Genomic DNA, 23,949 nt, shown 5'->3' with positions numbered 1-23,949 from the left:
GCAACCCGGGTGAGCGTCACTCAGGCGGACGTCACCCCGGGCCCCGCCGGCAACGGCTCCAGGCGCACCTTGAAATGGCGCAGCAGGGGCGGCGAGGAGAGGATCCGGTAGCCGCGGACCCGCTCGGGTGCCTTGGCGATGCCGGCGAGCACCGTGGCCACGTACTCGAAGTGCGCGTCGGTGTAGACCCGGCGGGGAATCGCCAACCGCACGAGTTCGAAGGGCGCGGGGGTCACGAGCTGGTTCTGGTCGTCCATGCCGCCTAGGTAGAGCGACCCCAGCTCGGCGCAGCGGATCCCACCGTCGAGATAGAGCTGGCACCCCAGCGAGTGCCCCGGGAACTCCCGCGGCGACAGGTGCGGCAGCAGCCTGCCGGCGTTGAGGTACAGCGCGTGGATGCCGGCCGGCTGGACGGTGTCCACGCCGACATCGTTGATCATCTGGGCCAGCCGCGCGGTGGACGCGGCGCGGGACCGCAGGTAGGCCGGATCGACCACCTCCCGCAGCCCCTGCGCGAGCCGTTCGAGGTCGTGGCCGGCCAGCCCGCCATAGGTGGAGAACCCTTCGGTGGCGATCAGGTTCGCCTCGCACGCCCCGTGCAGGGCGTCGTCCCGCAGGGCGATGAGCCCGCCGATGGCCGTCAGCCCGTCCTTCTTGAGGCTCACCACGCAGCCGTCGGCGAGCTGGAACGCGCGGGTGGCGATCTGCCGGGGGCTCCGGTGGCCGTAGCCGGGTTCCCGTTCGCGCACCAGCCAGGCGTTCTCGGCGAAACGCGCCGCGTCCAGGAAGAACGGCACGCCGTGGCGCCGGCACAGGCGGCCGGCGGCCTCGATGTTGGCCATGGAGACCGGCTGCGCGCCGAGGCCGTTGTTGGTGATGGTCATCAGGACCAGCCCCACCCGGTGCCCCTCGGGACCGGACAGGAGCCGGTCCAGCGCGACGAGGTCGATGTTGCCCTTGAACGGCGCCCGGCTGTCCAGGTCGGCCGCCTCGGGGCAGGGCAGGTCCCGCGGCTCGGCGCCGGTCAGCCGCACGTTCGCGTGGGTGGTGTCGAAGTGGGTGTTGCTGACGCAGATCTGGCCGGCTTTGAGCAGGCTGCCGAACAGGATGCGCTCGCCGGCCCGCCCCTGATGGACCGGCAGGATGTGCGGGTACCCGGTCAGGTCTCGGACCTCGTCGCGGAACCGGAACCACGATCGGGCCCCGGCATAGGATTCGTCGCCGAGGGCGGCGGCGGCCTCCTGCGCGGCCGAGGTGGCGCCCGTGCCCGAGTCGGACAGCAGGTCGATGGTGATCTGGTCGGCGCGGAGGTTGAACGGGTTGTAGCCGGCCTCGGCCAGGGCCTGCCGGCGTTCGTCGGCGCTCAGGAAGGGGATCGGCTCGACGACCTTGATGCGATACGGCGGCGGCGTGATCGGATCCAGCGACATGTTCGCTCCTCGAACGTCTCAGGTTAGGGCGGCGGTCCGGGCGGCCGAACCGGTGGCCGGGGCGGGGATCACCGGCGCCTGTCGTGGCAGCGGCGGGCTGACCTGGTACGCCTCGGAGGACAGGTAGACGGTCACGCCCGGCCGGGGCGCACCCAACCGGAGCGAGACGTGCGCGATCAGCCCGACCCCGGCGCGAAGCGGACGCCGCGTCACCGCGGTGATCGCGCGGTCGACCGCCGCGCCGTCGAATCCGTGCCGGTCAAGCAGGCTCGCCACCCGGTCCCGGGCCTCCTGGTCATCGTGGACGTAGCTTCTGATCGGAACGTAGAGGCTGTAGCCGACCGGCTGGTCGGCGCCCTCGGTCAGGGTGTAGCTCGCCACAAGCGGCCGGCGGTCGAAAACGCGGGTGTCGCCCCCGGCCGTCGCGCAGAACTCGGCGAGCGCGTCTGGGTCGACGCCGTCGACGACGCCGGCCGCCCGGGCGATGTCCTGAACCTCGGCTTCGTGATGGCTGAGGTAGAGCTTCACGCGGGCCTGCGGCTCGTCGTACAGGTCCAGGGCGAAGAACGTGAGCCGGTCCCGCCGTCCCAGCTCGCCGGGTCGGACCGCGTGGTCGAGCATCGTCCGGTACGACGCGCCCACCCCGAGCCGGTGCAGCGCCTCGGCCACCAGTTGCGGCGCCTGCGCGATCCCCTTGACCTCGGGATTGAAGTACACCTTGAACTCGGGCCGCCGGCGGGCGCGGAAGACCAGCGAGAACCACAGGGCGAACTCGCCCTGCGGGGCGTCGGTGGCGAAGACGTTCCGCACCCGGTCCAATCGGGACGTCGACAGGCCGGACCGGTGCGCCTGGGCGCGGAGCAACCGGTGCGCGGCGGACAGGTTCGCCCGGGCGCCGGGCGGTGCGCCCAGTGCCTCGCCCAGAATCCGCAGCGAGGGCGGCTCTGCGCGGTTGTAGGCGACGGAGAACTCGACGGGTGTGTGATCGTCCGCGATGTCGGACGGCCAAGCCGGCGGCTCGGACAGCCGGCGCGATCCGGTGGGGCCGAGCAGGTCCCGCAGCAGCTCGATGGGTGCGTCCGGATCGACTCCGACCACCTCGCACAAACGTGCCAACTGGCCATTCGTGTGTTCGAAGACAGATAAGGCGCCCATTCAGGCTTTCCTCCCGGGTTTGATCAGTCGACGGCTGCGGCGCACCGTCGCCGCACGGCGCCGGTGGCTTTCTCGATTGATCCCGTCTGCTGCTCTGGTGCTGCTACGCCAGGGGCGTCCCGTGGGGACCCAGCGGTGTAGGCGGTGGCTCGGCATCAACTCCGTCGACAGGAAAACGATCATCCTTCCCAACATCGTGGCCCATCGATTATCCGGAGTCGAGTGAGACATAGATCACACTGTGACACGCTGATATCGCGCAGAGTTACATCTAAAAATGTAAAGAATTAGATCAATAGTTGATCTTGTCGGGTTGAACTGCGGCAACGTGGCCAACAATGCGGCCCCGTACCAGCCCCGGACAGTGACCCCGACCGGCAGGTTCGCCCAGCCACGATGAGAAAAGCCGCGGTCGGCGCGGGCGGGATGCGTGAGCTAGCGTCCTGGTGGCCGCGCCGTGCGTTGTCGGCGCCCGGGGGCTGCCCCGGCAGCTGAGTGCGAGGAGCGCCAAAGATGGCATCTCGGGAGGGCGACCTTCTCGCGAAGGTTCTGCTGGTTGCGATCTTTGCCGGGGTAGGGCTCTTCTGCCTGGCCGCGGCGACGGTGCTCGCAGCGGCGGCCTACCGGAACGGGGTGTACGACGACGGGCGGTTCGTGGAGGCCCGGGTCCTGACGGTGGTGCACGGGAAACCCCGCGAGGCGCAGGTCGAGTACGTCGTCGACGGCGAACGCTACCGGCGGTGGGTCTCCTGCGACACCTCGTGCCCGAAGGTGGCCGAACTGTACCGGGTGGAATACTCTGCCAAGGATCCCGGGCGGGTGGTCCGCGACAGAACCGGGCCGCCCCCGAGGATCGCCGTCGCCGGCCTGGTCGCCACGGCGGTTGCCATTCCAACCTTCGCGTTGCTGCTGCGTCGACAAATCAGAACCACGCTGGCAAGAATCCATTCGACCCGCCCCGGGGCTGGTCGGCCCGCTGCTCAGCGCCCTCCTCGCCGCACCGACCTGGTCCGTTTCAGAAACGGGGCCGGATTGATCGCCGTCGCGTCCGGCATGGGCGGGGCGGTCACCATCGGCACTCGGGGGGCCGCGGTCCCGGGCATTGCGCTTCTGGGACTGTGCGCGATCTTCGTGGTGGGATTCTTTTGGCTCGCCTACCGGGTCGGCGGAGCGCCGAGGGAATAGTGCCGCCGCGGAACCCGTCGCGCGTGGACAGTGCACCGCGCGCCGCGGCCCACGGTTCACTGCCCACGCGATGGGAGTGGGGATCAGGCGGGGACGGGGGCTTCGCGGAGGCCGAACCGGGCGTGGGCGCGGCGCAGGAACGGCGGCGCCCACCAGTTCCAGCGCCCCAGCAGCGTCATCGTCGCCGGGACCAGCAGGCACCGCACGAGCGTCGCGTCGACGAACACGGCGACGAACAGCCCGAGCCCGATCTGCTCCAGGTCGCCGACCTTCGCGGAGGCGAAGAACCCGAACACGATCAGCATCAGCAGCGCGGCCGACGTGATCACGCGGCCACTGATCTGCAATCCGTTCCGGACGGCCGCATCGTTCGGCAGCCCGGCGTCGATGCCCTCCTTGATCCGGCTCAGCAGGAACACCTCGTAGTCCATCGACAGGCCGAAGCCGAACGCGTACACCAGCACGATGACGAACGGGCTCAGGCCGCCGACGGTCAGCGTGTCCAGCGGACCCGACAGCGTGCCGTGCTGGAAGACGGCGACGAGCACGCCGAACGTGGCGCCGAGCGAGACCACGTTCATCAGCAGCGCCTTGAGCGGCACCACGATCGAGCCGGTCATCAGGAACAACAGCACGAGCATCGCCAGCACGGCCACGCCGGCCGCCAGCGGCAGCCCGGCCTTCAGCTTCGCCGTCAGGTCGATCAGGACCGCGGCCTCGCCGGTCACGTACGAGCCCGGCTCGCGGTTCGCGCGTAGGTCCCGCACCAGCCGCTGGGCCGCCGCACCCTGCGGGTCACCGTCCACGGTGTACTGCCTGGTCGTGACCGTGCCGTCGGCGGACTCGGTGACGACCCTGACCGTCGACTCGCGAACCTGCCCGTAGCGGGACTCCATCGCCTGCGCGACGCGCACCGCTTCGATCGTCGTGGGCAGACCGGAGTCCTGCGGCAACCGGAGGTTGGCACCGAGCAGGGGTGCGCCCGCGCCGATGAGCACCGCGGCCACCCCGATCGTCACCAGGACCGCGTGCCGCTGGGTGAATCCGGCCAGCCGCGAGAAGAAGCCGTCCCGGGCGATCCGGCGGCGCGAGGGCCCGATGCGCCGGCGGGCGGCACCGAGCAGCGCGGCCGTCAGCGTGAGCGCGCTGAGCAATGCCATCATCGCGGCGGAGATGCCGGACGAGCGTCAGCGGCAGCGACTTCAGCTCGGCCCCGTTGAGGTCGGCGGCCACCGCCTCGTTGATCTGATCCCCTTCGACCGCGTCGCCGCCCAGGCTCACCCGCGTACCCGGAATCAGCGACGGGACGTCGCGGAGCAGCTCGGTCGCCGGGCGTACCGCGGCGTCGGAAAGCGTGACCACGAGCGCGACGCCGCGGCCGTCGACGGCCGCGACCTGGTCGACGGCCGTCACGCCCGGCACGGCCCGGACCCGGGCGCGGACCTGGTCCGCGGCGGACGTCCCCTCGACCTGGGCGATCAGGTGAACGTCCGGGTGCTGCCCGCGCAGCAGGGCGTTCGCGTGCCCGGATTCGGTGTCGCGGAGCTGGTCGCCGTCGCCCATGCCCTGGAAGACGGGCCCGGCGGCCAGCCCGCCGGCGACGACGGCGGCGAGCCAGAGGGTGAGCACCGTCCAACGGTGCCGGAAGCAGAATTGGCCCCAGCGAGAAATCATGGTGCCGAGCCTGGCGCCGCGGCCGGGCGAAGTCAGTAGCCCAGGGCGCCGGTGCCGGGGTGGTGCCAGCCTCACCACGAGGCCGGATCCGGGCCGGATCGCCAAGGGCGGCGGCCGGTACCTAGCGTGGTGTCATGCGTTTGCTGATGCGGATCTGGCGGTCGACGGTGCTGGCCGCCACCGGACCCGCGATCGGGCTGGCCGGCTGGATCGCGGTCCTCACCGCCGGCTGGATCGTTCCCGGTGCGGTCGCGTCGACGGTGTCGGGCTGGTACCGCTTCCGGTACGCCGACCTGCTGGACGAGCCGCTGGCCGTCCCCGCACCCGGCCGCGACCTGGCCCGGCAGTTCGCGTTCATCGGGCTGGCCGGCCTGCTGGCGCTGCTGTCGTTCGCCGTCGTGGTCGGCTGCTGGGCGTTCTCGATCGCCGGGTTCGGTTGGCTCTCCTTCGGCTGGGCCGCCCGCGACCAGTTGCTGACCTACGGCGACCCGGTCGCGATGAGCGTGACGCCGATCGCCGCGAGCCTGCTGATCCTGCTCGCCCTCGCGCTCCCGCTCCGCTTCGCCTCGTGGGAAATCGGTATGGCTCGCGCGCTGTTGCAGCCCAGCCGTACCGCGGAACTGTCGGAGCGCGTCGACGCGCTGACCGGCAGCAGGGCCGACGTGGTGGACGCGGCCGACGCCGAGCGGCGCCGGATTGAACGCGATCTGCACGACGGGGCGCAGCAGCGGCTGGTATCGCTGGCGATGAACCTCGGGCTGGCCCGCGCCACCCTCGCGGACACCGACCCCCGGGCGCTGGACGCCCTCACCGCCGCGCACGAAGAGGCGAAGCTCGCGCTCACCGAACTGCGGGATCTGGTCCGTGGGCTGCATCCGGCGGTTCTCGACGACCGGGGCCTCGATGCCGCCCTGTCCGGGGTCGCCGCCCGGTCTCCGGTGCCCGTAGAGCTGTCCGTATCGGTTCCCGAGCGTCCTTCCCGGACGGTCGAGGCCGTCGCGTACTTCGTGGTCGCCGAGGCACTGTCCAACATCGCCAAGCACGCCGGCGCGTCCGCTGCGACCGTCGCGGTGTCCGCCTTCCACGGACGGCTGCACGTGGTCGTCACCGACGACGGGTGCGGCGGTGCCGACCCGTCCCGGGGGACCGGGCTGCGCGGGCTGGCCCAGCGGGTCGGCTCGGTCGACGGGACACTGACCGTGTCGAGCCCCGAGGGCGGGCCGACCGAGATCCGGGTGGAGCTGCCATGCGAGTCGTGATCGGCGAGGACTCGGTCCTCCTGCGCGACGGCCTGGTCCGCCTGCTGACGGCGCACGACCTCGACGTCGTGGCCACCGCCGGGGACGCCGAGTCGTTCCTGCGCCTCGTTTCCGAGCACCGCCCGGACGTGGTGGTGCTGGACGTGCGGATGCCGCCGTCCTTCACCGACGAGGGCCTGCGGGCGGCCCTGGTGCTGCGCCGGCAGTACCCGGAGATCGCCGTCCTCCTCCTGTCGCAGTACGTCGAGGAGCGGTACGCCACCGAACTGCTGTCCGGGCCGCCGAGCAGGGTGGGCTACCTGCTCAAGGACCGCGTCGCCGACGTCGGGGACTTCGTCGAGGCGCTGCGGCGGGTCGCCTCGGGCGGCACGGCCCTGGACCCGGAGGTGGTGTCGCAACTGCTGCTGCGGCGCCGCCGCGATCCGCTCGAACGCTTGACGCCCCGGGAACGGGAGGTGCTCGGGCTGATGGCCGAGGGCCGCTCGAACTCGGCCATCGCCGTCGCGCTGTGCGTCACGGACAGCGCGGTCGGCAAGCACGTGAACAACATCTTCGCCAAGCTCGACCTGCCCCCTGCCGACAACGACCACCGGCGCGTCCTGGCAGTCCTGCGGTTTCTGGGCGTCGGCAAGGCGTGACGGCGCCGGGCGACTGGACCGCCCGCCGGCGCTGTCTCCGGCTCGCACCATGACGCTCGCACCTGACGGAGGATCGGTTCTTCATGCGTACCAATCGTTGGCTGCCCATCGGTGGTCTGCTGACCGTGCTCGTCGTGCTGGTCGGCGCGTTCGTCGCCTGGCGGATCATCGGCCGCCCCGCCTTCCACCACGAGACGCAGCACCAGACCTACAACCGGCAGATCTCACGGATCGTCTTCACCAACATGCGCAGCAACGACATCGTCCTCAAGGGACGGCCGAGCGGCTCCGGGGTCGCGGTGCAGCGGCGGCTGCGCTGGAGCGGCGCGGAGCCGGCCGTCCGCGAGGTGTGGCAGGGCGACACTCTCACGATCGACGTCAGCTGCCCGCGCTCGGGCCTGGGCCTCGGCTGCTCCGTCGACTTCACGGTGGACCTTCCGGCGAACGTCGCGGTCGACGCCACCGCCACCTCGGGCGACATCACGCTGGTGGGCATGGCCGGCGGGGCTCACGTCAGCACCACGTCGGGCAACGTCAAGACCCGGGGGCTGGACGGGGACTCGCTGGACGTCCGGTCGACCTCGGGCGACCTGGCCCTGGACGGGCTGTCGGTCACGACGTTGACGGCGACCGCCACCTCGGGGGAGATCGACGCGACGTTCAGCGCCCCACCCAGCACTGTGGACATCAGGGCGACCTCCGGTGACGTGACGATCGCCGTGCCGCGTGGCGGCATGACGTACCGGGTCCTGTTGCGGGCCTCGTCCGGCGCCATCAAGAGCGACATCAGCAGCACGGACTCCGGGCCCGGCGCCATCTCGGTCCGCACCACCTCCAGCGACATCACCCTCCACCCGGCGTAGCGCCCCCGCGTCTGACGCTCGGTCAGGACGCCGAGTCCTCGACCACCCGGCCGTCGCGCAGGCGTACCACCCGGTCGCAGCGCCGCGTCACCGCGTCCTCGTGCGTGGCGACGACGACGGTCATCGGATACCGCTGCCGGACGCCCTCGATCAGATCCATGATCTCGGTGCTGGTGGCGGAGTCCAGATTGCCCGTCGGCTCGTCGGCCAGCAACAGCGCGGGCCGGCTCAGCAGCGCCCGCGCGATGGCGACCCGCTGCTGCTGCCCGCCGGACAGGTGCGCCGGCAGCGAGCGCTCGCGTCCGGCGAGGCCGACGGCATCCAGCAGCTCCCGGGCGCGGGCGACACGGTCAAACCGAGTGTGATACGGCAACGTCGGGGCGATGACGTTGTCCAGCGCGGTCAGTGTCGGCAGCAGGTGGAAGCGCTGGAACACGAAGCCGATGCCGCGGCGGTAGTCGGCCAGCCGGGCGCTACGCTGCCCGGTGAGCTCCTGTCCGTCCACTGTGATCGAGCCCGCGTCCGGGATCTCGATCGCGCCGATCAGGTGCAACAGCGTCGACTTGCCGGAGCCGGAGGCACCGGTCAGCGCGGTCATCGCGCCCGGTTCGAACTCGAGACTGACACCGTCGGTCGCCGTGATCTCATCGGCGCCCAGGGAGAACCTCTTGTGCAGGTCGCGGACGACGATGTGGGCGCCCACCCGAGCGCCGGACCGCGGTGAGTCGGACAGCATCGACGTCATCGTGGTGCTCCTTGCAGAGTCGGTGGTGTGGATAGCTCGGCGTCGTCGGCCTTTCCGATTACCCGCCGAATGTCGCGGGACCAAAACATAAATACAACCTGGTCGCGGCCAAGCCGCAGATCGACCGGGAGCTCGACTACCGCGTCGTGCGGCTGGATCCCTCCGCCGCGGCGATCGTTGCCGCACGCGGGGACGCCGCGCAACTGGAGAACGCCGGCAACCTCTTCGACCGTCAGCTGCCGGAGTTCTTCAGCACCGGTGCGGTCGGCTACCTCCCGACCGGCAACGGCCTGGCCCCGCGGCGTGTCGACGTGGACCGAACCGCGGTCTGGAACAGCGGCGTCGAACGCGGCGCCGAGGGCTGGGCGGACATGCCGGAGGAGGCCGCCGACCCGATGTTCCGCGGCATCGTCGGCCACCGCGCCATCGCCGGCGAGAACGCGCAGCGGCGCAACGCGCTGCTGCTGTCGCCGGTCGGCCGCTTCGACGTGACCCGGCTACCGGCATGGAGCGAGCTGTCGGCGGTCCCGATGGAGACCTACTTCGCTGCCGGCGCCGCGCCCGGCGACGAGGCCGCCCGCACCGCCCTGCGCGGCCACGACCTGCTGCCCAACGCCAACTTCGGCGGCTTTCTGGGCCAGGCCCCAGCATCCTGACCACGATGGACGCGCTGCCGTCGTTCCTGGACGCGAGCCGGTTCACCAATATCGACCAGGCCTGGACCGCGGCCCCGATCAGCGTGATCCGGGTACGCCTGGCCGGTGAGCTCGGGCTCGATGACACGTCCCGGGAACGGGTGCGCCTGGTCGCCGAGCAGATCGCCACCAGCACCGGTCTCGAGGTCGACATCATGGTCGGCTCCTCGCCGACGCCGATGCCGATCGCGCTGGACGCCGGCACGCACGGCCGCCCCGCGCTCGCACTCACCCAGTCCTGGGCCAAGAAGGGTGTCGCGGTCAGCATCGTCAACGCCGTCGATCGCAAGAGCCTGCTGCTGTTCGTGCTGATTCTCGCGGTGTGCACGCTGTTCGTCACCAACGCCACCGCCGCCGCGGTCCAGTCGCGACGGCTGGAACTGGCCGTGCTGTCCTGCCTCGGTTGGCGTCCCGCCGCGCTCTACCGGCACATCATCGTCGAATCGGCGCTGTACGGCCTGGTGGCGAGCCTGCTCGGGGTAGCCGCCACGCTGCCGGTCGGGTCGCTGCTCGGGTTGCGTCCCGACCCGCGCTGGCTGCTGGTCACCGTGCCGGTCACCACCGCGCTGGCCGTCGTCGCCGCACTCGGCCCAGCGCGCCGAGCGGCGCGCAGCGACCCCGCAGCCGCCATCCGTCCCTCGGCGTTGGTGCCCCGCAGGTCTCGCCCGCCGCGCTCGGTCGCCGCGCTGGCGCTGGCCAACGTCACCCGGCTGCCGGGACGGACCCTGCTGGGTGCCGCCAGCCTCGCGATCGGGGTTTGTGCGCTGACCCTGCTCGCCGCGATTGCCGTCGCGTTCCAGGGGGCGGTCGTCGGCACCCTGCTCGGCGACGCCGTCTCGGTGCAGGCCCCGAGCCGGGGACTTCCTCGCCGCGGTGCTCACCGTCCTGCTCGGCACCGCCGCCGTCGCCGACGTCGTCTACCTCAACACCCGCGAGCGCGGCGCCGAGTTCGCTACGCTGCGCGCCTGCGGCTGGCGTGAACGCGAGCTGGCGCGGGTGGTGGTGTACGAGACGCTGCTGATCGGAGCGCTCGGCGCGGTCCTCGGCGTGGCGCTGGCGGTGGTGTTGCTGGCCGCGTTCACGGGCGTGCTGCTCGCCTCGGTGTGGCCGGTCGCGGTGCTCGTCGCCGCCGGCGGCATGGTGCTCACCGCGGTGGCCTCGGTTCTGCCGCTGGTCGCCGTACGTCGGTTGCCCACCGCGGCGCTATTGGGCGAGTAATGTTCGTCTATGCCGTACTGCTCGCAGCCACCGCGGTGGTGGCCCTGAGCTGGCTGGCCAGGCGGCTGCTGGTGGTGGTGACCGTCGACGGTCACAGCATGGCCCCGCAGTACCTGCCCGGCGACCGGCTGTTGGCGCTGCGCCGGGCCGGTCGGGCGGGGACCGGGGACGTGGTGGTGTTCGCCTGGCTCAGAGCCGGGGTGGGCCCGCTGGTCAAACGCGTCGCGGCGATGCCCGGCGAACCCGTGCCGCAGCCCGCCCGCGACGCCTGCGGGAGTACGCCGGTGCCGTCCGGGCACGCCGTGGTCATCGGTGACGGGCCGGGCAGCGTCGACTCGCGGGAGTGGGGGCTGTTGCCGCTGGACCGGATCACCGCCGTCGTCGTCATCCGGCTCGGTGGTCCGACGGACCCGCGCTGACCCGCGTCGGGGAGGAAACCAAACCCATGGCGCGAGCGTGTGACCCGTGGACTACTGGCGGGTGGCGGTGGCGAGAAAACGGTGTGGAGGGTCGTCGTAGCTGGTGAGGCGCCAGCCGGTGGCTTGCATCGCGAGGCGGAGGCGGGTTTCGCTGAGGGGTTCGTCGGGGCGCAGGGCGCGGCCGTGGCGGGCGGCGAGGGCGGCGCGGCCGGAGGGGTGGAACAGGACGAGCCGGCCGCCCGGTCGGGTGACGCGGGCGAGTTCGCGCAGGCCGTCGGCGGCGTCGGGCAGGTGCGTGATCAGGCCGGCGGCGAAGACGGCGTCCACGGCCGCGTCGGGCAGGGGGAGCCGGCGGGCGTCGGCGAGGATGAGGCCGGCGTGGGTGGCGTCGGCGCGGGGCCGGGCCACGTCGAGCATCTGTGGGGTGAGGTCGATGCCGAGGACGGTGCCGGTGGGGCCGACGGCGTCGCGGAGGGCGGGTAGGGCCCGGCCGGTGCCGCAGCCGACGTCGATGGCCACGCCGCCGCCGGGTATCGCGCTCTCGGCGATGGCGGCGGCGTAGGCGGGCAGGTCGTCGCCGAACCTGGTGTCCCAGGTGGCGGCGCGGTTGGCGAAGAACGCCTGGGCTTCGGTGCGGTACCAGGCGTTGGTGGGGGCGAACCACCCGTCGATGTGGCGGATGACCGGCCAGGTGGGGTCGTGCAGGTCGACGACGATGTCCGCGCCGTCACCCCGGTTACCGTTGCCGGTGCGGGTGGCGGCGCCGCGGACCCAGACGCGCAGCTGCCACTGCTCCGCCGGGAGGTGGTCGCGCCAGCGGGAGCCGTCGGCGATGACGACGGTGCCGGCGGCGCGGCCGTGGCGGGCGTCGGCGTGGGTGTTGCAGGTCGCCTCGGTGAGCCGCACGCAGGGGCGGCCGGCGTCGCGCAGGGTGGCGGCGAGCCGGTCGGCCACCAGCGCGGCACCGTGGTCGTGCCCCTCGACGAGCACGGACGGGGAGTCGGCCGGGATCGCGCTCGTCAGATAGCGCAGGACGGTGACCCATCGATGCCGCTGGTCGCCGGTCATGGTGGCCCAGTGGGCGGCCAGCTGCGCGGTCATCCTCTCATCATGCAGATGCGGCGCCTTCCTGGCTAGAGGTGTGGCACCCACGAGGTGAGGTGTCCATTTCCTGCCGCAGATGCGTGCCGCTATGGTGCTCGGTGTGACGGTGTTTCGGATCGGTGAGGCGGCGGAGCTGCTCGGGGTCAGCGCGGACACGGTGCGCCGCTGGGTGGACGCCGGCCGGCTGGTCGCCGGGCGGGACGAGCACGGGCACCGGGTGATCGACGGGGTCGACCTGGCCGGGTTCCTCCGCGCCCAGGCCGGTGAACCGGGCGCCGGGTCGGAGGAGTCCTCGGCGCGGAACCGGCTGCGCGGCATCGTCACCGCCGTGGTCAAGGACACGGTGATGGCGCAGGTGGACATCCAGGCCGGCCCGTTCCGGGTGGTGTCGCTGATGAGCCGGGAGGCGGCCGACGAGCTGGACCTGCGGGTCGGGTCGGTCGCGGTCGCGGTGATCAAGTCGACCACGGTGGTGGTGGAGCGATCCACCCCGGCGGTGGCGCACCGGGCGCGGGTCGGCGGGTAGGGCAAGTGGCGCGAACTGAAGGGAAGACACGTGGGTAGACGTTTCGTTCGGACCGCGATGGCCGGATTGACCGCCGTGGCGCTGGCCGGGCTGGTCGGCTGCGGCGGGACCGATGACACCGGCGGCAACGCCGCGCCGAGCGCGGAGGTGACCGGCGCGGTGACGGTGTTCGCGGCGGCATCGCTGACGGAGTCGTTCACCCAGATCGGCAAGGACTTCGAGGCCGCGCACCCCGGCTCGACCGTCACGTTCAACTTCGCCGGCAGCTCCGCCCTGGCCACACAGATCAACCAGGGTGCGCCGGCCGACGTGTTCGCCTCCGCCGCCCCGACCAACATGGCGACGGTCACCGACGCCGGCAACGGCGACGGCACGGCGACCACGTTCGTGCGGAACCAGCTCGTGATCGCGGTGCCCAAGGGCAACCCGAAGGGCGTCAAGGGGCTGGCCGACCTGACCGGGGCCGGGGTGAAGGTCGCCCTGTGCGCGGAGCAGGTGCCCTGCGGCGCGGCGGCGAAGAAGGCCCTGTCCGCGGCGAACGTGGCCATCACCCCGGTCACGCTGGAGCAGGACGTGAAGGCGGCCCTCGCGAAGGTGCGGCTCGGCGAGGTGGACGCCGCCCTGGTGTACCGTACCGACGCGCACGCCGCGGCCTCCGATGTGGACGGTGTGGAGTTCGCCGAGTCGGCCGGCGCGATCAACGACTACCCGATCGTCGTGCTGAAGAACGCGCCGAACCGGGCCGGCGCGCAGGCATTCGTCGCCTACGTGCTGTCCGACAAGGGCCAAGCGGTGCTCACCGCGGCCGGTTTCCAGGCCCCGTAGCAGGATCATGGTTCGGATCGACGAGCGGAACGCGGCGGTTGAGCCTCGACCGGCCCGGCCGCCGCGCCGCCGTCACACCCAGCGGGTACCGGTGGCGCTGCTGCTGCCGGCCGTGGCGGGGCTCGCGTTCCTCGTGCTGCCCCTGGCGGGCCTGGTCGTCCGGGCCCCGTGGGCGACCCTGTGGCAGCGGCTCACCGAACCCGGCGCGCTGACCGCGCTGCGGCTGTCGCTGCAGACCGCCACCGTCGCCACCCTGGTGTGCCTCGCGCTCGGCGTGCCCCTGGCCTGGCTGCTCGCCCGCGTCGAGTTCCCCGGCCGGCGGGTGGTCCGCGCGCTGGTCACCGTCCCGCTCGTGCTGCCGCCGGTGGTCGGCGGCGTGGCGCTGCTGCTCGTGTTCGGCCGCAAGGGTCTGCTCGGTACCTGGCTGGACGCCGCGGTCGGCGTCACCCTGCCGTTCACCACCACCGGGGTGGTCGTCGCCGAGGCGTTCGTGGCGATGCCGTTCCTGGTCATCGCCGTGGAAGGCGCGCTGCGCGGCGCGGACACCCGGTTCGAGGAGGCCGCCGCCACCCTGGGTGCGGGTCGGTGGACCACGTTCACCCACGTCACGCTGCCCCTGATCGCGCCGGGCATCGCCGCCGGCGGCGTGCTGTGCTGGGCCCGCGCGCTCGGCGAGTTCGGCGCCACCATCACGTTCGCCGGCAACTATCCCGGCATCACCCAGACCATGCCGCTGGCGGTCTATCAGACCATGGAGGGCGGCGACCTGTCCGGTGCGGTCGTGCTCAGCCTGATCCTGCTGATCGTGTCGGTTACGATCCTCGCCGCGCTGCGCGACAAGTGGATCACCAGCGGATGACCGCGACGCGCCCCGAACCCGCGACCGGCCCGGTCCTCGACGCGCACCTCGCCGTGGACCGGGGCACCTTCCGCCTCGACGTGCGGCTGCGCATCGGCGCTGGGGAGGTGGTCGCGCTGCTCGGTCCCAACGGCGCCGGCAAGACGACCGCCCTGCGCGCCCTGGCCGGGCTCCAGCCCCTGACCGCCGGGCACGTCACGCTCGCCGGGCGCGACCTCGACCGGTCCGACGGTCGCCTGCGGACGCCCACCGAGCGCCGCCCGATCGGCGTGGTGTTCCAGGACTACCTGCTCTTCCCGCACCTGACCGCGCTGGACAACGTCGCCTTCGGGCCCCGCCGGCACGGCGTTGACCGGCGCACCGCCCACCGGACGGCCGCCGAGTGGCTGCACCGGGTCGGCCTGGCCGAGCAGGCCCGCCGCAAGCCGCGGCAACTGTCCGGCGGGCAGGCCCAACGGGTCGCCCTGGCCCGCGCCCTCGCGCTCGACCCGGTCCTGTTGCTGCTCGATGAGCCGCTGGCGGCGCTGGACGCCGGTACCCGCCTGGACACCCGCGCCGAACTGCACCGCCACCTCGCCGCGCACCCCGGCGCCACCCTGCTGGTCACCCACGACCCGCTCGACGCGCTGGTCCTGGCCGACCGGCTGGTCATCATCGAACACGGCCGGGTCGTGCAGGAGGGCGACGCGGCCAGCATCACCGCCCAACCGCGCACCGACTACGTCGCCCGCCTCGTCGGGCTCAACCTCTACCGCGGCACCGCCGACGGCCACAGCGTCCGCATGGGCTCCGGCTTCGCCTTGACGGCCGCGGATCGGGTGCACGGTGACGCGTTCGTCGCGTTCCCGCCCTCGGCGGTCGCGCTGCACCCCCACCGGCCGGACGGCAGCCCCCGCAACACCTGGCCGGCCACCATCACCGGGCTGCAACGCCACGGCGACAACCTGCGCGTCCAGCTCGCCGGGCCGATCGGGGTGGCCGCCGACATCACCCCGGCCGCCGCCGCCCACCTGCACCTGACCACCGGGCAGCAGGTGTGGGTCGCGGTGAAGGCCGCCGAAACCCGTGCCTATCCCGCCGACACCCGCCCCACCACCTAGCGCGGGAGCGCCGGCGATCAGGTCCCGTTCATCTGCTGTACGTCCGTAGCGGGCGCCGGCGTGCGGCGGCCGTCGTCGCGGTCGCCTAAACCCGGTGGCGTGATCCGACACCGCACCTTGGCGGCCGCCGGCGCGGCCCTGTTGTCCGCCGCGACCGCGGCGATCCTTCCGCCGTCCCCGGCCGCCGCCGCGCCGCTGGGCACGATCAGCCTCACCCAGACCAGCGGCACCGTCGACGCGACGCCGATCTTCCGGGTCGCCACCACGGCGCGGCCCTGCCCCGCCGGCTACGGCGCCGACGCCCAGTTGCGCGTCGGGCGGCCGGGCGGGCCGTACAGCAACCTGGCCCGCCCGATGACCGCGGGCGGGTACGACAAGGCTCCGGTGACGGGCCAGCCCAACCGGTCGTTCGCGGCGGCGCTCGGCGGCGCCCCGGCGGACGGCGAGTGGTGGGTGGTGGTCGAGTGCCTCAGCCAGACCGAGGGCGTCCATCCGGACCGGTTCGTCACCGAGATCACCGTGTCCGGCCGGCAATGGCGGACCGGTCGGCCCGCCGGAGCGGCCCCGCCGGTGGACCCCGCGTCACCGCCCGACCCGGCCACGGCGACGGCCGGCGACCCGACCGGCACGCCGGGCGCGACGGCGCTGGGTGCGGCGCCCACCGCGTCGGCCGGTACCCGGCTGACCGGCGGTCTGCGCCTCGGATCCGCGTCGCTGGCGAACGTCTGGTGGATGCTCGGCCTGGTGGGCGTGCTGGCCGTCGTGGGGGTCGTCCACCTCGCCGCCGGGCGGCGGCGCGGCCGACGTGGCCGTCCGGCCGGGCGCCGGCAGGGATGAACGGCGACCCCGGGTAGCCGGATGGTGGATGAGCGGGCACGCGTTATTCAACTTCTGCATGTCTGGCGTGAGTGAACGGCTGCTCGTCGAGTCATCGTGCCTGCTGAGGCTGTTGTGGTCCGCCGAGATGGGTCGGCACCGGGAATGACGTGCACGGGCCTGGCGCACCGCACGGGAGGGGAGCACGGTGCAACGCCCCCGTTTTGTGTTCCTGACCGCACCGGCGCTGCGGGTGCCGGACCGGCCCGTCGGCGACGGGATCCTGTGGGTACTGGTCTCGCCGAACAACCGTCAGCTGGGGCGGGGCGCCGACCTGCACGGGACGTACGCCGCCTGCCGCCAGGCGGTTCTCGACCTTCGGGGCAGCTACCGGCGAGCCGTCGCCGTGGAGCTGACCCTGGGCACCACCGGCCAGTGGAGCTGGCGGGTCGAAGTGGACGGTGTGCCGGTCGCCGTCGCCAGTCGCCTGTACCTGCGCGGCCGGGAGTGTTCGTACAACCTGGAGCGGTTCCTGGAGGCGGTGCCGGCCGCCGACGTGACGGCCGGGGTCCGGATCGCCCGCCGGGGCCGGCCGCGGGCCGTCGAACCCGAGCCGATTTCCCGGACCAGGGCGACCGGCTCGGGGTCGTGGCGCCCCACCCCGGGGCCGCCGCGCCGGCAGCCGCGGACACCGCCCCATCAGGTCGGTCAGTGATGGCCCGGCACCGCACGGCCGCCGCCGCTTCGTCCGTCGACACGGACGCCCCGCGGCGGGCCCGGCAGCGCCGTACCCCGTCGGATCTGGTGTTCCGGGGAATGAGCCGGACCGCCGGGCTGATCGTGCTCGCGATCATGCTGGTGGTCGGCGTCTTCCTCGCCGTGCGCGCCACGCCGGCCCTGGACCTGATGGGGTGGCGGTTCCTCACCGCGCAGACCTGGGACCCGGGTGGCGGCGTCTTCGGCGTGGCGGGTGTGCTCACCGGCACGGTACTGATCGCCGCCGTGGCGATCTGCGTGTCGGTGCCGCTGGCCACCGGCGCCGCCCTGTACATCGCCGAGTACGCCCCGCGCCGGGTCGCGCCCGCGCTGGTGAACCTGGTCGACCTGATGGCGGCCGTGCCGAGCGTTGTCTACGGCATCTGGGGATTCTTCCTGTTGCAGCCGCATCTGCTGGTGGCCGGGGACGCGGGTGAGGGGTTGCCGCGCTGGCTGACCACCTACTTCGGCTGGATCCCACTGTTCAAGGTAGACGGTTACGACCCGCGGGATCCGATGGCCAACGCCACCGCGCTCACGTCGTCCACGTTCATCGCGGGCGTGATCGTCGCGATGATGGTGACGCCGATCATCGCCTCGGTCATGCGCGAGGTCTTCGCCCAGGCGCCGGTCGGCGAGCGCGAGGGTGCGTACGCCCTGGGGGCCACGAAGTGGGGAATGATCCGCACGGTCGTGCTGCCGTTCGGCCGGGGCGGAATGATCGGCGGCACCATGCTCGGGCTCGGCCGGGCCCTCGGCGAGACGATCGGCGTCTACCTGATCCTCTCCGTCGTCTTCGTCGTCCAACCGCACATCCTGCAGAACGGCGGCGGCTCGATCTCGGCGCTCATCGCCCTGCGGTACGGCGACTCGACGCCGATCGGCATCGCCGCCCTGATGGCGGCCGGGCTGGTGCTGTTCGCGATGACCCTGCTGGTGAACGTCATCGCCGGCATCGTGATCAGCCGGAGCCGGTCCGGCGCGGCGAGCGAGGCATGAGCATGTCCGTCGGCGTGGAGCGGATCGCGGAGTCGCGGCCGGCGGTGGCCGCGACCGGCGCGGAGCAGCGCACCACGGTGCCGGTACGCCCCACCGATCCGGGGCACGAGGCGCCCCGGGCGATCGTGACCGCCCGCCGGACCGACATCTTCGCGCTGCTCGGCGCCGCCGTCGCCGCCGTCTGCCTGACCAGCCTGCTGTTCACCCGGTTCCTGCCCTTCGACGGCGTCCTCGGCTTCGTGGCGTGCGCCTACCTGCTGTTCCTCGGGCTGTACGCCGCGCTCGTCGGGCTGGACGAGAGCGGGCCGGCGGTACGCGACCGGCTGGCCGCGGTGTTCGTGCACACCCTGGCGATCGCGATGCTGGTGGCGCTCGTGGTCGTGGTCGTCTTCACCTTCTGGCGCGGCCGGGACGCCCTCGCGATGGGCAACTTCTACTGGCAGGACATGCGGGACGCGGGCCCGTTGCAGCCGCTGAGCATCGGCGGCATCCGGCACGCGATCGGCGGCACGCTCGAACAGATCGCCATCGCGCTGGCCGTCACCGTGCCGCTCGGGCTGGTCTGCGCCGTCTTCCTCAGCGAGGTGCCGGGGCCGCTCAGCCGCGTCGTGCGGGTCGTCGTCGAGGCGATGACGGCGCTGCCGTCGATCGTGGCCGGCCTCTTCGTGTACGCCACGGTGATCCTGACCCTGGGCCTGCCCAAGTCGGGGTTCGCCGCCGGGCTGGCGATCAGCGTGATGATGCTGCCGATCGTGATCCGGGCCGCGGACGTGGTCCTGCGCCTGGTGCCGGGGACCCTGCGGGAGGCGTCCCTCGCGCTCGGCGCGTCCCAGTGGCGGACGGTCTGGCACGTCGTGCTGCCCACCGCCCGGTCCGGCATCACGACGGCGATCATCCTGGGCACCGCGCGTGGCGTCGGCGAGACCTCTCCGGTGCTGCTGACGGCGGGCTTCACCGCCATCACCAACCTGAACCCCGGCGAGGGCCCGCAGGTGTCGCTCCCGCTGTTCGTCTTCGACGCGGTCCGGCGGCCGGATCCGGCGATGATCGCGCGGGGGTTCGGCGCCGCGGCCGTGCTGATGGCCCTGGTGCTGCTGCTCTTCGTGCTCGCCCGGTTGGCCGGTGGGCGACCGGTCGGCCAGCTGAGCCGCGGCCAGCGGCGGCGCCGCGCGGCGGCGTCGCGCCGGGACGCGCGCCGGTTCGCCGCGGCGGCCCGGGAGCGGGCGGCGCGACGGGCGCGGCAGGACAGCGGGCAGATCCGACCCGATCCAGAGGTGGACCATGTGTAGACAGTGGACCCGCGAGCACCGCGGCGGCGTCCCCGGCCGGTCGGTGGTGCGCGGACTGGCCGCGTCGCTCGCCCTGCTCGTCGCGGTGCTCTCCGCGCCGGCTCCGGCGCTCGCGGCACCGCAGCTCGTGAAGATCAGCGGCGCCGGTTCGACCTGGAGCTCCAACGCCATCGACAACTGGCGGCGGAACATCCAGCAGCGCAAGATCTACGTCAGTTACGCCGCCACCGGATCGAGCGACGGGCGTACCCAGTTCACCAACGGCACCGTGGACTTCGGCGTCTCCGAGATCCCGTACGGCTTCCAGGACCGCTTCGCCGGGCCGGATCCGCGGCCGCCGCGCAGCTTCGCGTACATGCCGATCGTCGCCGGTGGCACGGCCTTCATGTACAACCTCAAGATCGGTGGCCGGCAGGTGACCAACCTGCGCCTCTCCGGCGAGGTGCTCACCAAGATCTTCACCGGGGTCGTCAAGCGATGGGACGACCCGGCGATCAAGGCCGACAACCCGGGCCTGGTGATGCCGGGCCGCCGGATCGTGCCGGTGGTCCGGCAGGACGGCTCGGGCACCAGCGCGCAGTTGACCCTGTGGATGAGCAAACAGCATCCGGGGCTGTGGGACGCCTACTGCGCGAAGTTCGGCAAGGCGGCGCCGTGCGGGGTCACCTCGAACTACCCGTACCGCTCGCAGGACGGCTTCGTCGGGCAGAGCGGGTCGACCGGGGTCGCCGGCTACGTCGGACAGTCCAATGCCGAGGGTGCGATCACCTACGTCGAGTACTCGTACGCGATAAACCAGCGGTTCCCCGTGGTGAAGGTGCTCAACGCCGGGGGCTACTACGTCGAACCCACCGCCAAGAACGTGGCGGTCGCCCTGACCAGGGCCCAGATCAACCAGGACCGGAACTCGCCGGACTACCTGACCCAGGTGCTCGACGAGGTGTACCGGTTCACCGACAGCCGGACGTACCCGCTGTCGTCGTACTCGTACATGATCATTCCGACCGCGGCCGAGCTGAACATCACCGAGGACAAGGGCTACACCCTCGCCCGGTTCGCCAACTACTTCCTCTGCGAGGGGCAGCAGCAGGCCGACGTGCTCGGCTACTCCCCGCTGCCGAAGAACCTGGTGGAGGCGGGGATGGCGCAGGTGCAGAAGATCCCCGGCGCGCCGAAGGCGGACATCGTCATCGCCAACTGCAACAACCCGACCTTCTCCCGGGACGGCACCAACACGCTGGCCAAGACGGCTCCCAAGCCGTCCGAATGCGATCGCAAGGGCAGCCGGCAGAGTAGCGCCGGAACGGGCGGCGCGACCCAGGCGACGCCGGTCGCCGCAGCCGCCCGATGCGCCGGTGAGCCGGCCGCCGGCGGTCCGACCGGGAGCAACACCGCGGGCGGCACCGGGAACGGCGGAACCGCGGCCGCCCCGTCCGCCGGTGCGGTTGTGGACCCGGACACCGGACAGGTGATCGGTCCGGACGGATCCGCGGCCGGCGGCGACGACGGCGCCGGCGGAGGCGGTGGGGAAGCGGTCGCCGCCGTGCCCGTGTCGCTGGCCGGGACCGGCGGCTGGCAGCTGCGCCACACGATCATGGTGATCGCCGCCGTGCTGCTGCTCGCGCTGGTGCTCGGGCCGCCGCTGCTGGCCCAGTCGCTGCGCCGGCGGCGGGGCGGCAACGGATGGGAGGCGTCATGACCGCCCGGGGGATCGGCCGGCGGCTGCTCAGCGGCTCCGCCGCGCTGCTGGCGGCCGGTGGGCTCCTGGTCCTGGCCCCCGCCGGGCCGGCCCGGGACCGGGTCGAGGCCGCCACGGCGACCGGCAGTGGTTCGGCGGTGACCGTGCACGGCGCCCAGCGCGGCAACGAGGACTTCTCCCAGTTGGCGATCACGGTCTCGCAGACCGGGCAACTGGTCAACCAGGCGATCACGATCTCCTGGACCGGCGGCGCGCCCACCCCCCGCAACCGCGAACTCGGCGTCGACTACCTGCAGATCATGCAGTGCTGGGGCGACCCACGCGACCCGGCCGACCCCGACGGCCTGCGGTTCCGGGAGACCTGCCAGTTCGGCCTCAACCTCGACATGCCGCGACCCGCGCAGCTGGGCAGCCCCAGCACGCACGCCGGCGACCGGGTGATCGCCACCCGGCAGCTCGGCGCCGGCTATCCCGACTGGGACCCGGGCGAGACGCTGCCCCGGGGGACGAACGACCAGCAGACCGTGCCGTTCCGCACGGTCGGCGGGGCGTACAGCAACGACGGCGGCCCGGACCGGCCGTACAAGCGGATCCCGCTGCCGAACAATCCACAGCAGACCCGCGAGGAGACGCCGACCGAGGCGCTGCTGCCGTACTTCGGCCCGCAGACGACCAACGAGTACCCGTACGCGCTGACGTCGGCCGACGGCACCGGCCGGGTCGCCTTCGAGGTGCAGAACGCGGCGCTCGCCCCGTACCTCGGCTGCGGCGCGCCGTACACCGACGCGAGCGGGGCGCAGCGACCCGCGCGGCCCTGCTCGCTGGTCATCGTCCCCCGTGGACACTTCCACCCGTACGCCGACCCGCCCAAGGACGTGCGTCCCAGCCAGCACGCGGTCGACGGGTCGCCGTTCCTGCCGGCGCTGTGGCAGCACCGCATCGTGGTGCCGCTGGACTTCGACCCGGTCGCCGGCTTCTGCCCGCAGGACGCCGAGGAGCGCCGCACGGCCGGGTCGGAGCTGATCGCCGAGGCCATCACGGCCTGGCAGCCGGCGCTGTGCGCGGGCAACGGGCCGGTCTACGGCTACTCCACCGTCGGCGACGCGGAGGCGAACCGCCAGGTCCTGCTCACCGATCCGGGCGCACCCGGGCTGGTGTTCACGGCCGATCCGGTGTCGCCGGCGGCCGGGCAGCCGAGGGTCGTGCACGCGCCGGTCGCGCTCAGCAGCGTGGTGCTCGCCCTCAACGTCGACGCCAACATCACCGATCCGTCCCTCGGCAGCGTGCCGCCGGAGATCCAGCAGGTGACCGGCTCGGCGCTGCGAACGGTCAAGCTGACCCCGCGGCTGGTGGCCAAGCTGCTCACCCAGAGCTACAAGCGGGACGCCAAGTCGCCGCTGCCGAGCACCAACCCGGACAGCGTCCGGTTCGACCGGGAGTTCCTCGATCTCAACCCGATCTTCGCGTACTGGGACACCAGGCTCTCGGCCACCCTCGACGGGCTGATGGTCTCGGCCGGCAGTTCCTCGGCGGCGCGGCAGGTCTGGCAGTGGATCCTCGCCGACCCGGAGGCGCGGGACTGGCTGACCGGCACGGCCGACCAGTACGGGATGGTGGTCAACCCGAGCTACAAGATCTTCGGCAGCGCCCCGGTGGACTACTTCCCCAAGGCGGACGCCTTCTGCACCACCACCACCTTCCAGGAGCGCGAGTACAAGCACTGCACCCTCGACTACCGGCCGTACCAGGGTTCCTTCGAGGAGGCGGCGCTGCAGACCCTGCGGGCCGACACGAAGGGCAGGGACCCGCTGCTCAACACCATCGACCTGGCGAACGGCCTGGCGCAGTACCCGCGCATCCCGCGCCGGACGCCCGGCTACCGGTTCGCCATGTCGGTGACCGCCTCCTCCTCGGCGGCCCGGTACGAGTTGTTCACGGCGGCGCTGTGCAAGCCGATCCGCGACTCGGCGGGCCGGTACCTGGACACCGACTGCCGGTCACCCGACCCGGCGGCGATCAGCGCCGCCGCGGCCACCGCGACGGCCGGTGCGGTTCCCGGCGTCCGCGCGATCGACCCGGCCAGGGCCTGGGCGGCCGGGGCGTACCCGCTCACCGTGCTCACGTACGCCGTGGCGAACACGGCGCAACCGGCCGACGCGCGCCGCGACTACGCCCGCCTCATCCGGCACGCCGCGGGCCCGGGGCAGGTGTCGGGACCGGCGGCGGGCCAGTTGCCGGCCGGGTACGTCCCGTTGCCGCAGGACCTGCGCAACCAGGCCCTCGCCGCCGCCACGACGCTGGAGAACTGGGTGACGCCGACCACCCCCGCGGCGAACGGTGGTGGCGCACCCCCGCCGGCCGCGCCGCCCGCCGCCGGTCCACCGGAGGCGCCGCCCTCGGCCGGCAGCGCGCCCTCCCCGGCGCCGCAGGCAACCTCGCCGCGGCCGCAGACGGTGGGCTCGACCACGCTGACCCCGGCGGACCGGCTGGGCGCGCTGCGCTACCTCCTCGTCGGTCTGCTCGGCGTCGGTTTGCTCAGCGGAATTGTCGGACCGGTCCTGCGGCGAATTGGTTCGGGGTCGCGGGCATCCGGCGGGGAATCATGACAATCGGGCGGCCCCGGCGGCGATTCGTCAATTTCCGTTCATCCGGCCTACGTGCGGGCGGAAGACAGCCGGCAGAAACGTTCGTTTCG

24 protein-coding genes are annotated in these 23,949 nt (G+C 72.7%); 19 read left to right on the top strand and 5 right to left on the bottom strand.

The window, feature by feature from the left end:
* Positions 1-20 precede the first annotated feature (20 nt).
* The gene (locus KJS59_RS03200) at positions 21-1,430 is read right to left on the bottom strand and encodes a tryptophanase (protein ID WP_213450701.1); all 1,410 of its coding nucleotides are present in this window, start codon (positions 1,428-1,430) and stop codon (positions 21-23) included.
* A gap of 18 nt (positions 1,431-1,448) precedes the next feature.
* Positions 1,449-2,585 carry a tryptophan dimethylallyltransferase family protein gene (locus KJS59_RS03195; RefSeq protein WP_213450700.1) on the bottom strand — a complete coding sequence of 379 codons (1,137 nt, stop codon included), beginning with the start codon at positions 2,583-2,585 and terminating at the stop codon, positions 1,449-1,451.
* A 513-nt stretch (positions 2,586-3,098) separates the two neighbouring features.
* Between KJS59_RS03195 and KJS59_RS03190 the strand changes: the two genes are divergently transcribed.
* Positions 3,099-3,770 (top strand): hypothetical protein, encoded by a 672-nt coding sequence (locus tag KJS59_RS03190; RefSeq protein WP_213450699.1) that lies wholly within the window; start codon positions 3,099-3,101, stop codon positions 3,768-3,770.
* Positions 3,771-3,853: 83 nt separating this feature from the next.
* On the opposite strand, the gene KJS59_RS03185 is transcribed toward KJS59_RS03190, so the two are convergent.
* A complete protein-coding gene (locus KJS59_RS03185) occupies positions 3,854-4,933 on the bottom strand; it encodes an MMPL family transporter (RefSeq protein WP_213450698.1) in 1,080 nt (359 codons plus the stop codon).
* On the opposite strand from KJS59_RS03185, the gene KJS59_RS03180 reads away from it, so the two are divergent.
* The 4 genes from KJS59_RS03180 (at position 4,908) to KJS59_RS03165 (ending at position 8,204) form a co-directional block, all read left to right on the top strand.
* Positions 4,908-5,483 carry a hypothetical protein gene (locus KJS59_RS03180; protein ID WP_213450697.1) on the top strand — a complete coding sequence of 192 codons (576 nt, stop codon included), beginning with the start codon at positions 4,908-4,910 and terminating at the stop codon, positions 5,481-5,483. The genes KJS59_RS03185 and KJS59_RS03180 overlap by 26 nt on opposite strands.
* Before the next feature lie 95 nt (positions 5,484-5,578).
* The gene (locus KJS59_RS03175) at positions 5,579-6,703 is read left to right on the top strand and encodes a sensor histidine kinase (RefSeq protein ID WP_213450696.1); all 1,125 of its coding nucleotides are present in this window, start codon (positions 5,579-5,581) and stop codon (positions 6,701-6,703) included.
* Positions 6,691-7,341 carry a response regulator transcription factor gene (locus KJS59_RS03170; protein ID WP_213450695.1) on the top strand — a complete coding sequence of 217 codons (651 nt, stop codon included), beginning with the start codon at positions 6,691-6,693 and terminating at the stop codon, positions 7,339-7,341. Before KJS59_RS03175 ends, KJS59_RS03170 begins: the two co-directional genes overlap by 13 nt.
* Positions 7,342-7,424: 83 nt before the next feature.
* Positions 7,425-8,204: a DUF4097 family beta strand repeat-containing protein gene (locus KJS59_RS03165; protein ID WP_213450694.1), complete on the top strand. Its 780-nt coding sequence runs from the start codon at positions 7,425-7,427 to the stop codon at positions 8,202-8,204.
* Between the two features lie 22 nt (positions 8,205-8,226).
* On the opposite strand, the gene KJS59_RS03160 is transcribed toward KJS59_RS03165, so the two are convergent.
* The gene (locus KJS59_RS03160) at positions 8,227-8,949 is read right to left on the bottom strand and encodes an ABC transporter ATP-binding protein (RefSeq protein ID WP_213450693.1); all 723 of its coding nucleotides are present in this window, start codon (positions 8,947-8,949) and stop codon (positions 8,227-8,229) included.
* 146 nt (positions 8,950-9,095) lie between these two features.
* On the opposite strand from KJS59_RS03160, the gene KJS59_RS03155 reads away from it, so the two are divergent.
* From KJS59_RS03155 to KJS59_RS03140, 4 genes are read left to right on the top strand one after another with little or no spacing between them, the layout of a single operon-like run.
* Positions 9,096-9,605: a hypothetical protein gene (locus tag KJS59_RS03155; RefSeq protein WP_213450692.1), complete on the top strand. Its 510-nt coding sequence runs from the start codon at positions 9,096-9,098 to the stop codon at positions 9,603-9,605.
* A gap of 5 nt (positions 9,606-9,610) precedes the next feature.
* Positions 9,611-10,624: an ABC transporter permease gene (locus KJS59_RS03150; protein ID WP_213450691.1), complete on the top strand. Its 1,014-nt coding sequence runs from the start codon at positions 9,611-9,613 to the stop codon at positions 10,622-10,624.
* Positions 10,518-10,862 carry an FtsX-like permease family protein gene (locus KJS59_RS03145; protein ID WP_213450690.1) on the top strand — a complete coding sequence of 115 codons (345 nt, stop codon included), beginning with the start codon at positions 10,518-10,520 and terminating at the stop codon, positions 10,860-10,862. The genes KJS59_RS03150 and KJS59_RS03145 overlap by 107 nt, the downstream gene beginning before the upstream one ends.
* Positions 10,862-11,281, top strand: a complete 420-nt coding sequence (locus KJS59_RS03140) for a S26 family signal peptidase (RefSeq protein ID WP_213450689.1) — start codon at positions 10,862-10,864, stop codon at positions 11,279-11,281. The genes KJS59_RS03145 and KJS59_RS03140 overlap by 1 nt, the downstream gene beginning before the upstream one ends.
* Positions 11,282-11,332: 51 nt before the next feature.
* Here KJS59_RS03140 and KJS59_RS03135 read toward each other — a convergent pair whose 3' ends face one another.
* Entirely contained in the window at positions 11,333-12,382 is a 1,050-nt protein-coding gene (locus KJS59_RS03135; protein ID WP_249713825.1) for a class I SAM-dependent methyltransferase, read from the bottom strand.
* Positions 12,383-12,485: 103 nt separating this feature from the next.
* Here KJS59_RS03135 and KJS59_RS03130 point away from each other — a divergent pair, with 103 nt between their 5' ends.
* The 10 genes from KJS59_RS03130 (at position 12,486) to KJS59_RS03085 (ending at position 23,860) form a co-directional block, all read left to right on the top strand.
* A complete protein-coding gene (locus KJS59_RS03130) occupies positions 12,486-12,911 on the top strand; it encodes a TOBE domain-containing protein (RefSeq protein WP_213450688.1) in 426 nt (141 codons plus the stop codon).
* A gap of 57 nt (positions 12,912-12,968) precedes the next feature.
* Positions 12,969-13,736 (top strand): molybdate ABC transporter substrate-binding protein, encoded by a 768-nt coding sequence (gene modA / locus KJS59_RS03125; RefSeq protein ID WP_213450770.1) that lies wholly within the window; start codon positions 12,969-12,971, stop codon positions 13,734-13,736.
* A gap of 7 nt (positions 13,737-13,743) precedes the next feature.
* Entirely contained in the window at positions 13,744-14,595 is an 852-nt protein-coding gene (locus tag KJS59_RS03120) for an ABC transporter permease (protein WP_213450687.1), read from the top strand.
* Positions 14,592-15,695, top strand: coding sequence for an ABC transporter ATP-binding protein (locus tag KJS59_RS03115; RefSeq protein WP_213450686.1), 1,104 nt, complete (start codon positions 14,592-14,594; stop codon positions 15,693-15,695). The genes KJS59_RS03120 and KJS59_RS03115 overlap by 4 nt, the downstream gene beginning before the upstream one ends.
* 99 nt (positions 15,696-15,794) lie before the next feature.
* Positions 15,795-16,532, top strand: a complete 738-nt coding sequence (locus KJS59_RS03110; protein WP_213450685.1) for a hypothetical protein — start codon at positions 15,795-15,797, stop codon at positions 16,530-16,532.
* 187 nt (positions 16,533-16,719) lie between these two features.
* A complete protein-coding gene (locus tag KJS59_RS03105) occupies positions 16,720-17,226 on the top strand; it encodes a hypothetical protein (protein WP_213450684.1) in 507 nt (168 codons plus the stop codon).
* Positions 17,226-18,266: a phosphate ABC transporter permease subunit PstC gene (gene pstC / locus KJS59_RS03100; RefSeq protein ID WP_213450769.1), complete on the top strand. Its 1,041-nt coding sequence runs from the start codon at positions 17,226-17,228 to the stop codon at positions 18,264-18,266. Before KJS59_RS03105 ends, pstC begins: the two co-directional genes overlap by 1 nt.
* A complete protein-coding gene (gene pstA, locus KJS59_RS03095) occupies positions 18,263-19,555 on the top strand; it encodes a phosphate ABC transporter permease PstA (protein WP_249713823.1) in 1,293 nt (430 codons plus the stop codon). The genes pstC and pstA overlap by 4 nt, the downstream gene beginning before the upstream one ends.
* Positions 19,548-21,254, top strand: a complete 1,707-nt coding sequence (locus KJS59_RS03090; protein ID WP_249713822.1) for a phosphate ABC transporter substrate-binding protein PstS — start codon at positions 19,548-19,550, stop codon at positions 21,252-21,254. The genes pstA and KJS59_RS03090 overlap by 8 nt, the downstream gene beginning before the upstream one ends.
* Positions 21,251-23,860: a hypothetical protein gene (locus KJS59_RS03085; protein WP_213450683.1), complete on the top strand. Its 2,610-nt coding sequence runs from the start codon at positions 21,251-21,253 to the stop codon at positions 23,858-23,860. Before KJS59_RS03090 ends, KJS59_RS03085 begins: the two co-directional genes overlap by 4 nt.
* Positions 23,861-23,949 lie beyond the last annotated feature (89 nt).

This window comes from Rhizomonospora bruguierae (assembly GCF_018397995.1).
Classification (GTDB): Bacteria; Actinomycetota; Actinomycetes; order Mycobacteriales; family Micromonosporaceae; genus Rhizomonospora; species Rhizomonospora bruguierae.
This window is presented reverse-complemented; position numbering and strand designations above follow the sequence as displayed.

Bases quoted from the DNA above. Each gene is read 5' to 3' on its own strand.
- KJS59_RS03120 (WP_213450687.1), top strand. From the start codon at position 13,744: ATGGTTCGGATCGACGAGCGGAACGCGGCGGTTGAGCCTCGACCGGCC.
- KJS59_RS03150 (WP_213450691.1), top strand. From the start codon at position 9,611: ATGGACGCGCTGCCGTCGTTCCTGGACGCGAGCCGGTTCACCAATATC.
- pstA (WP_249713823.1), top strand. From the start codon at position 18,263: ATGAGCATGTCCGTCGGCGTGGAGCGGATCGCGGAGTCGCGGCCGGCG.
- KJS59_RS03085 (WP_213450683.1), top strand. From the start codon at position 21,251: ATGACCGCCCGGGGGATCGGCCGGCGGCTGCTCAGCGGCTCCGCCGCG.
- KJS59_RS03165 (WP_213450694.1), top strand. From the start codon at position 7,425: ATGCGTACCAATCGTTGGCTGCCCATCGGTGGTCTGCTGACCGTGCTC.
- KJS59_RS03200 (WP_213450701.1), bottom strand. From the start codon at position 1,430: ATGTCGCTGGATCCGATCACGCCGCCGCCGTATCGCATCAAGGTCGTC.
- KJS59_RS03175 (WP_213450696.1), top strand. From the start codon at position 5,579: ATGCGTTTGCTGATGCGGATCTGGCGGTCGACGGTGCTGGCCGCCACC.
- KJS59_RS03185 (WP_213450698.1), bottom strand. From the start codon at position 4,933: ATGATGGCATTGCTCAGCGCGCTCACGCTGACGGCCGCGCTGCTCGGT.
- KJS59_RS03170 (WP_213450695.1), top strand. From the start codon at position 6,691: ATGCGAGTCGTGATCGGCGAGGACTCGGTCCTCCTGCGCGACGGCCTG.
- KJS59_RS03090 (WP_249713822.1), top strand. From the start codon at position 19,548: ATGTGTAGACAGTGGACCCGCGAGCACCGCGGCGGCGTCCCCGGCCGG.
- modA (WP_213450770.1), top strand. From the start codon at position 12,969: ATGGCCGGATTGACCGCCGTGGCGCTGGCCGGGCTGGTCGGCTGCGGC.
- KJS59_RS03190 (WP_213450699.1), top strand. From the start codon at position 3,099: ATGGCATCTCGGGAGGGCGACCTTCTCGCGAAGGTTCTGCTGGTTGCG.
- KJS59_RS03135 (WP_249713825.1), bottom strand. From the start codon at position 12,382: ATGACCGCGCAGCTGGCCGCCCACTGGGCCACCATGACCGGCGACCAG.
- KJS59_RS03115 (WP_213450686.1), top strand. From the start codon at position 14,592: ATGACCGCGACGCGCCCCGAACCCGCGACCGGCCCGGTCCTCGACGCG.
- KJS59_RS03160 (WP_213450693.1), bottom strand. From the start codon at position 8,949: ATGACGTCGATGCTGTCCGACTCACCGCGGTCCGGCGCTCGGGTGGGC.
- KJS59_RS03140 (WP_213450689.1), top strand. From the start codon at position 10,862: ATGTTCGTCTATGCCGTACTGCTCGCAGCCACCGCGGTGGTGGCCCTG.
- pstC (WP_213450769.1), top strand. From the start codon at position 17,226: ATGGCCCGGCACCGCACGGCCGCCGCCGCTTCGTCCGTCGACACGGAC.
- KJS59_RS03195 (WP_213450700.1), bottom strand. From the start codon at position 2,585: ATGGGCGCCTTATCTGTCTTCGAACACACGAATGGCCAGTTGGCACGT.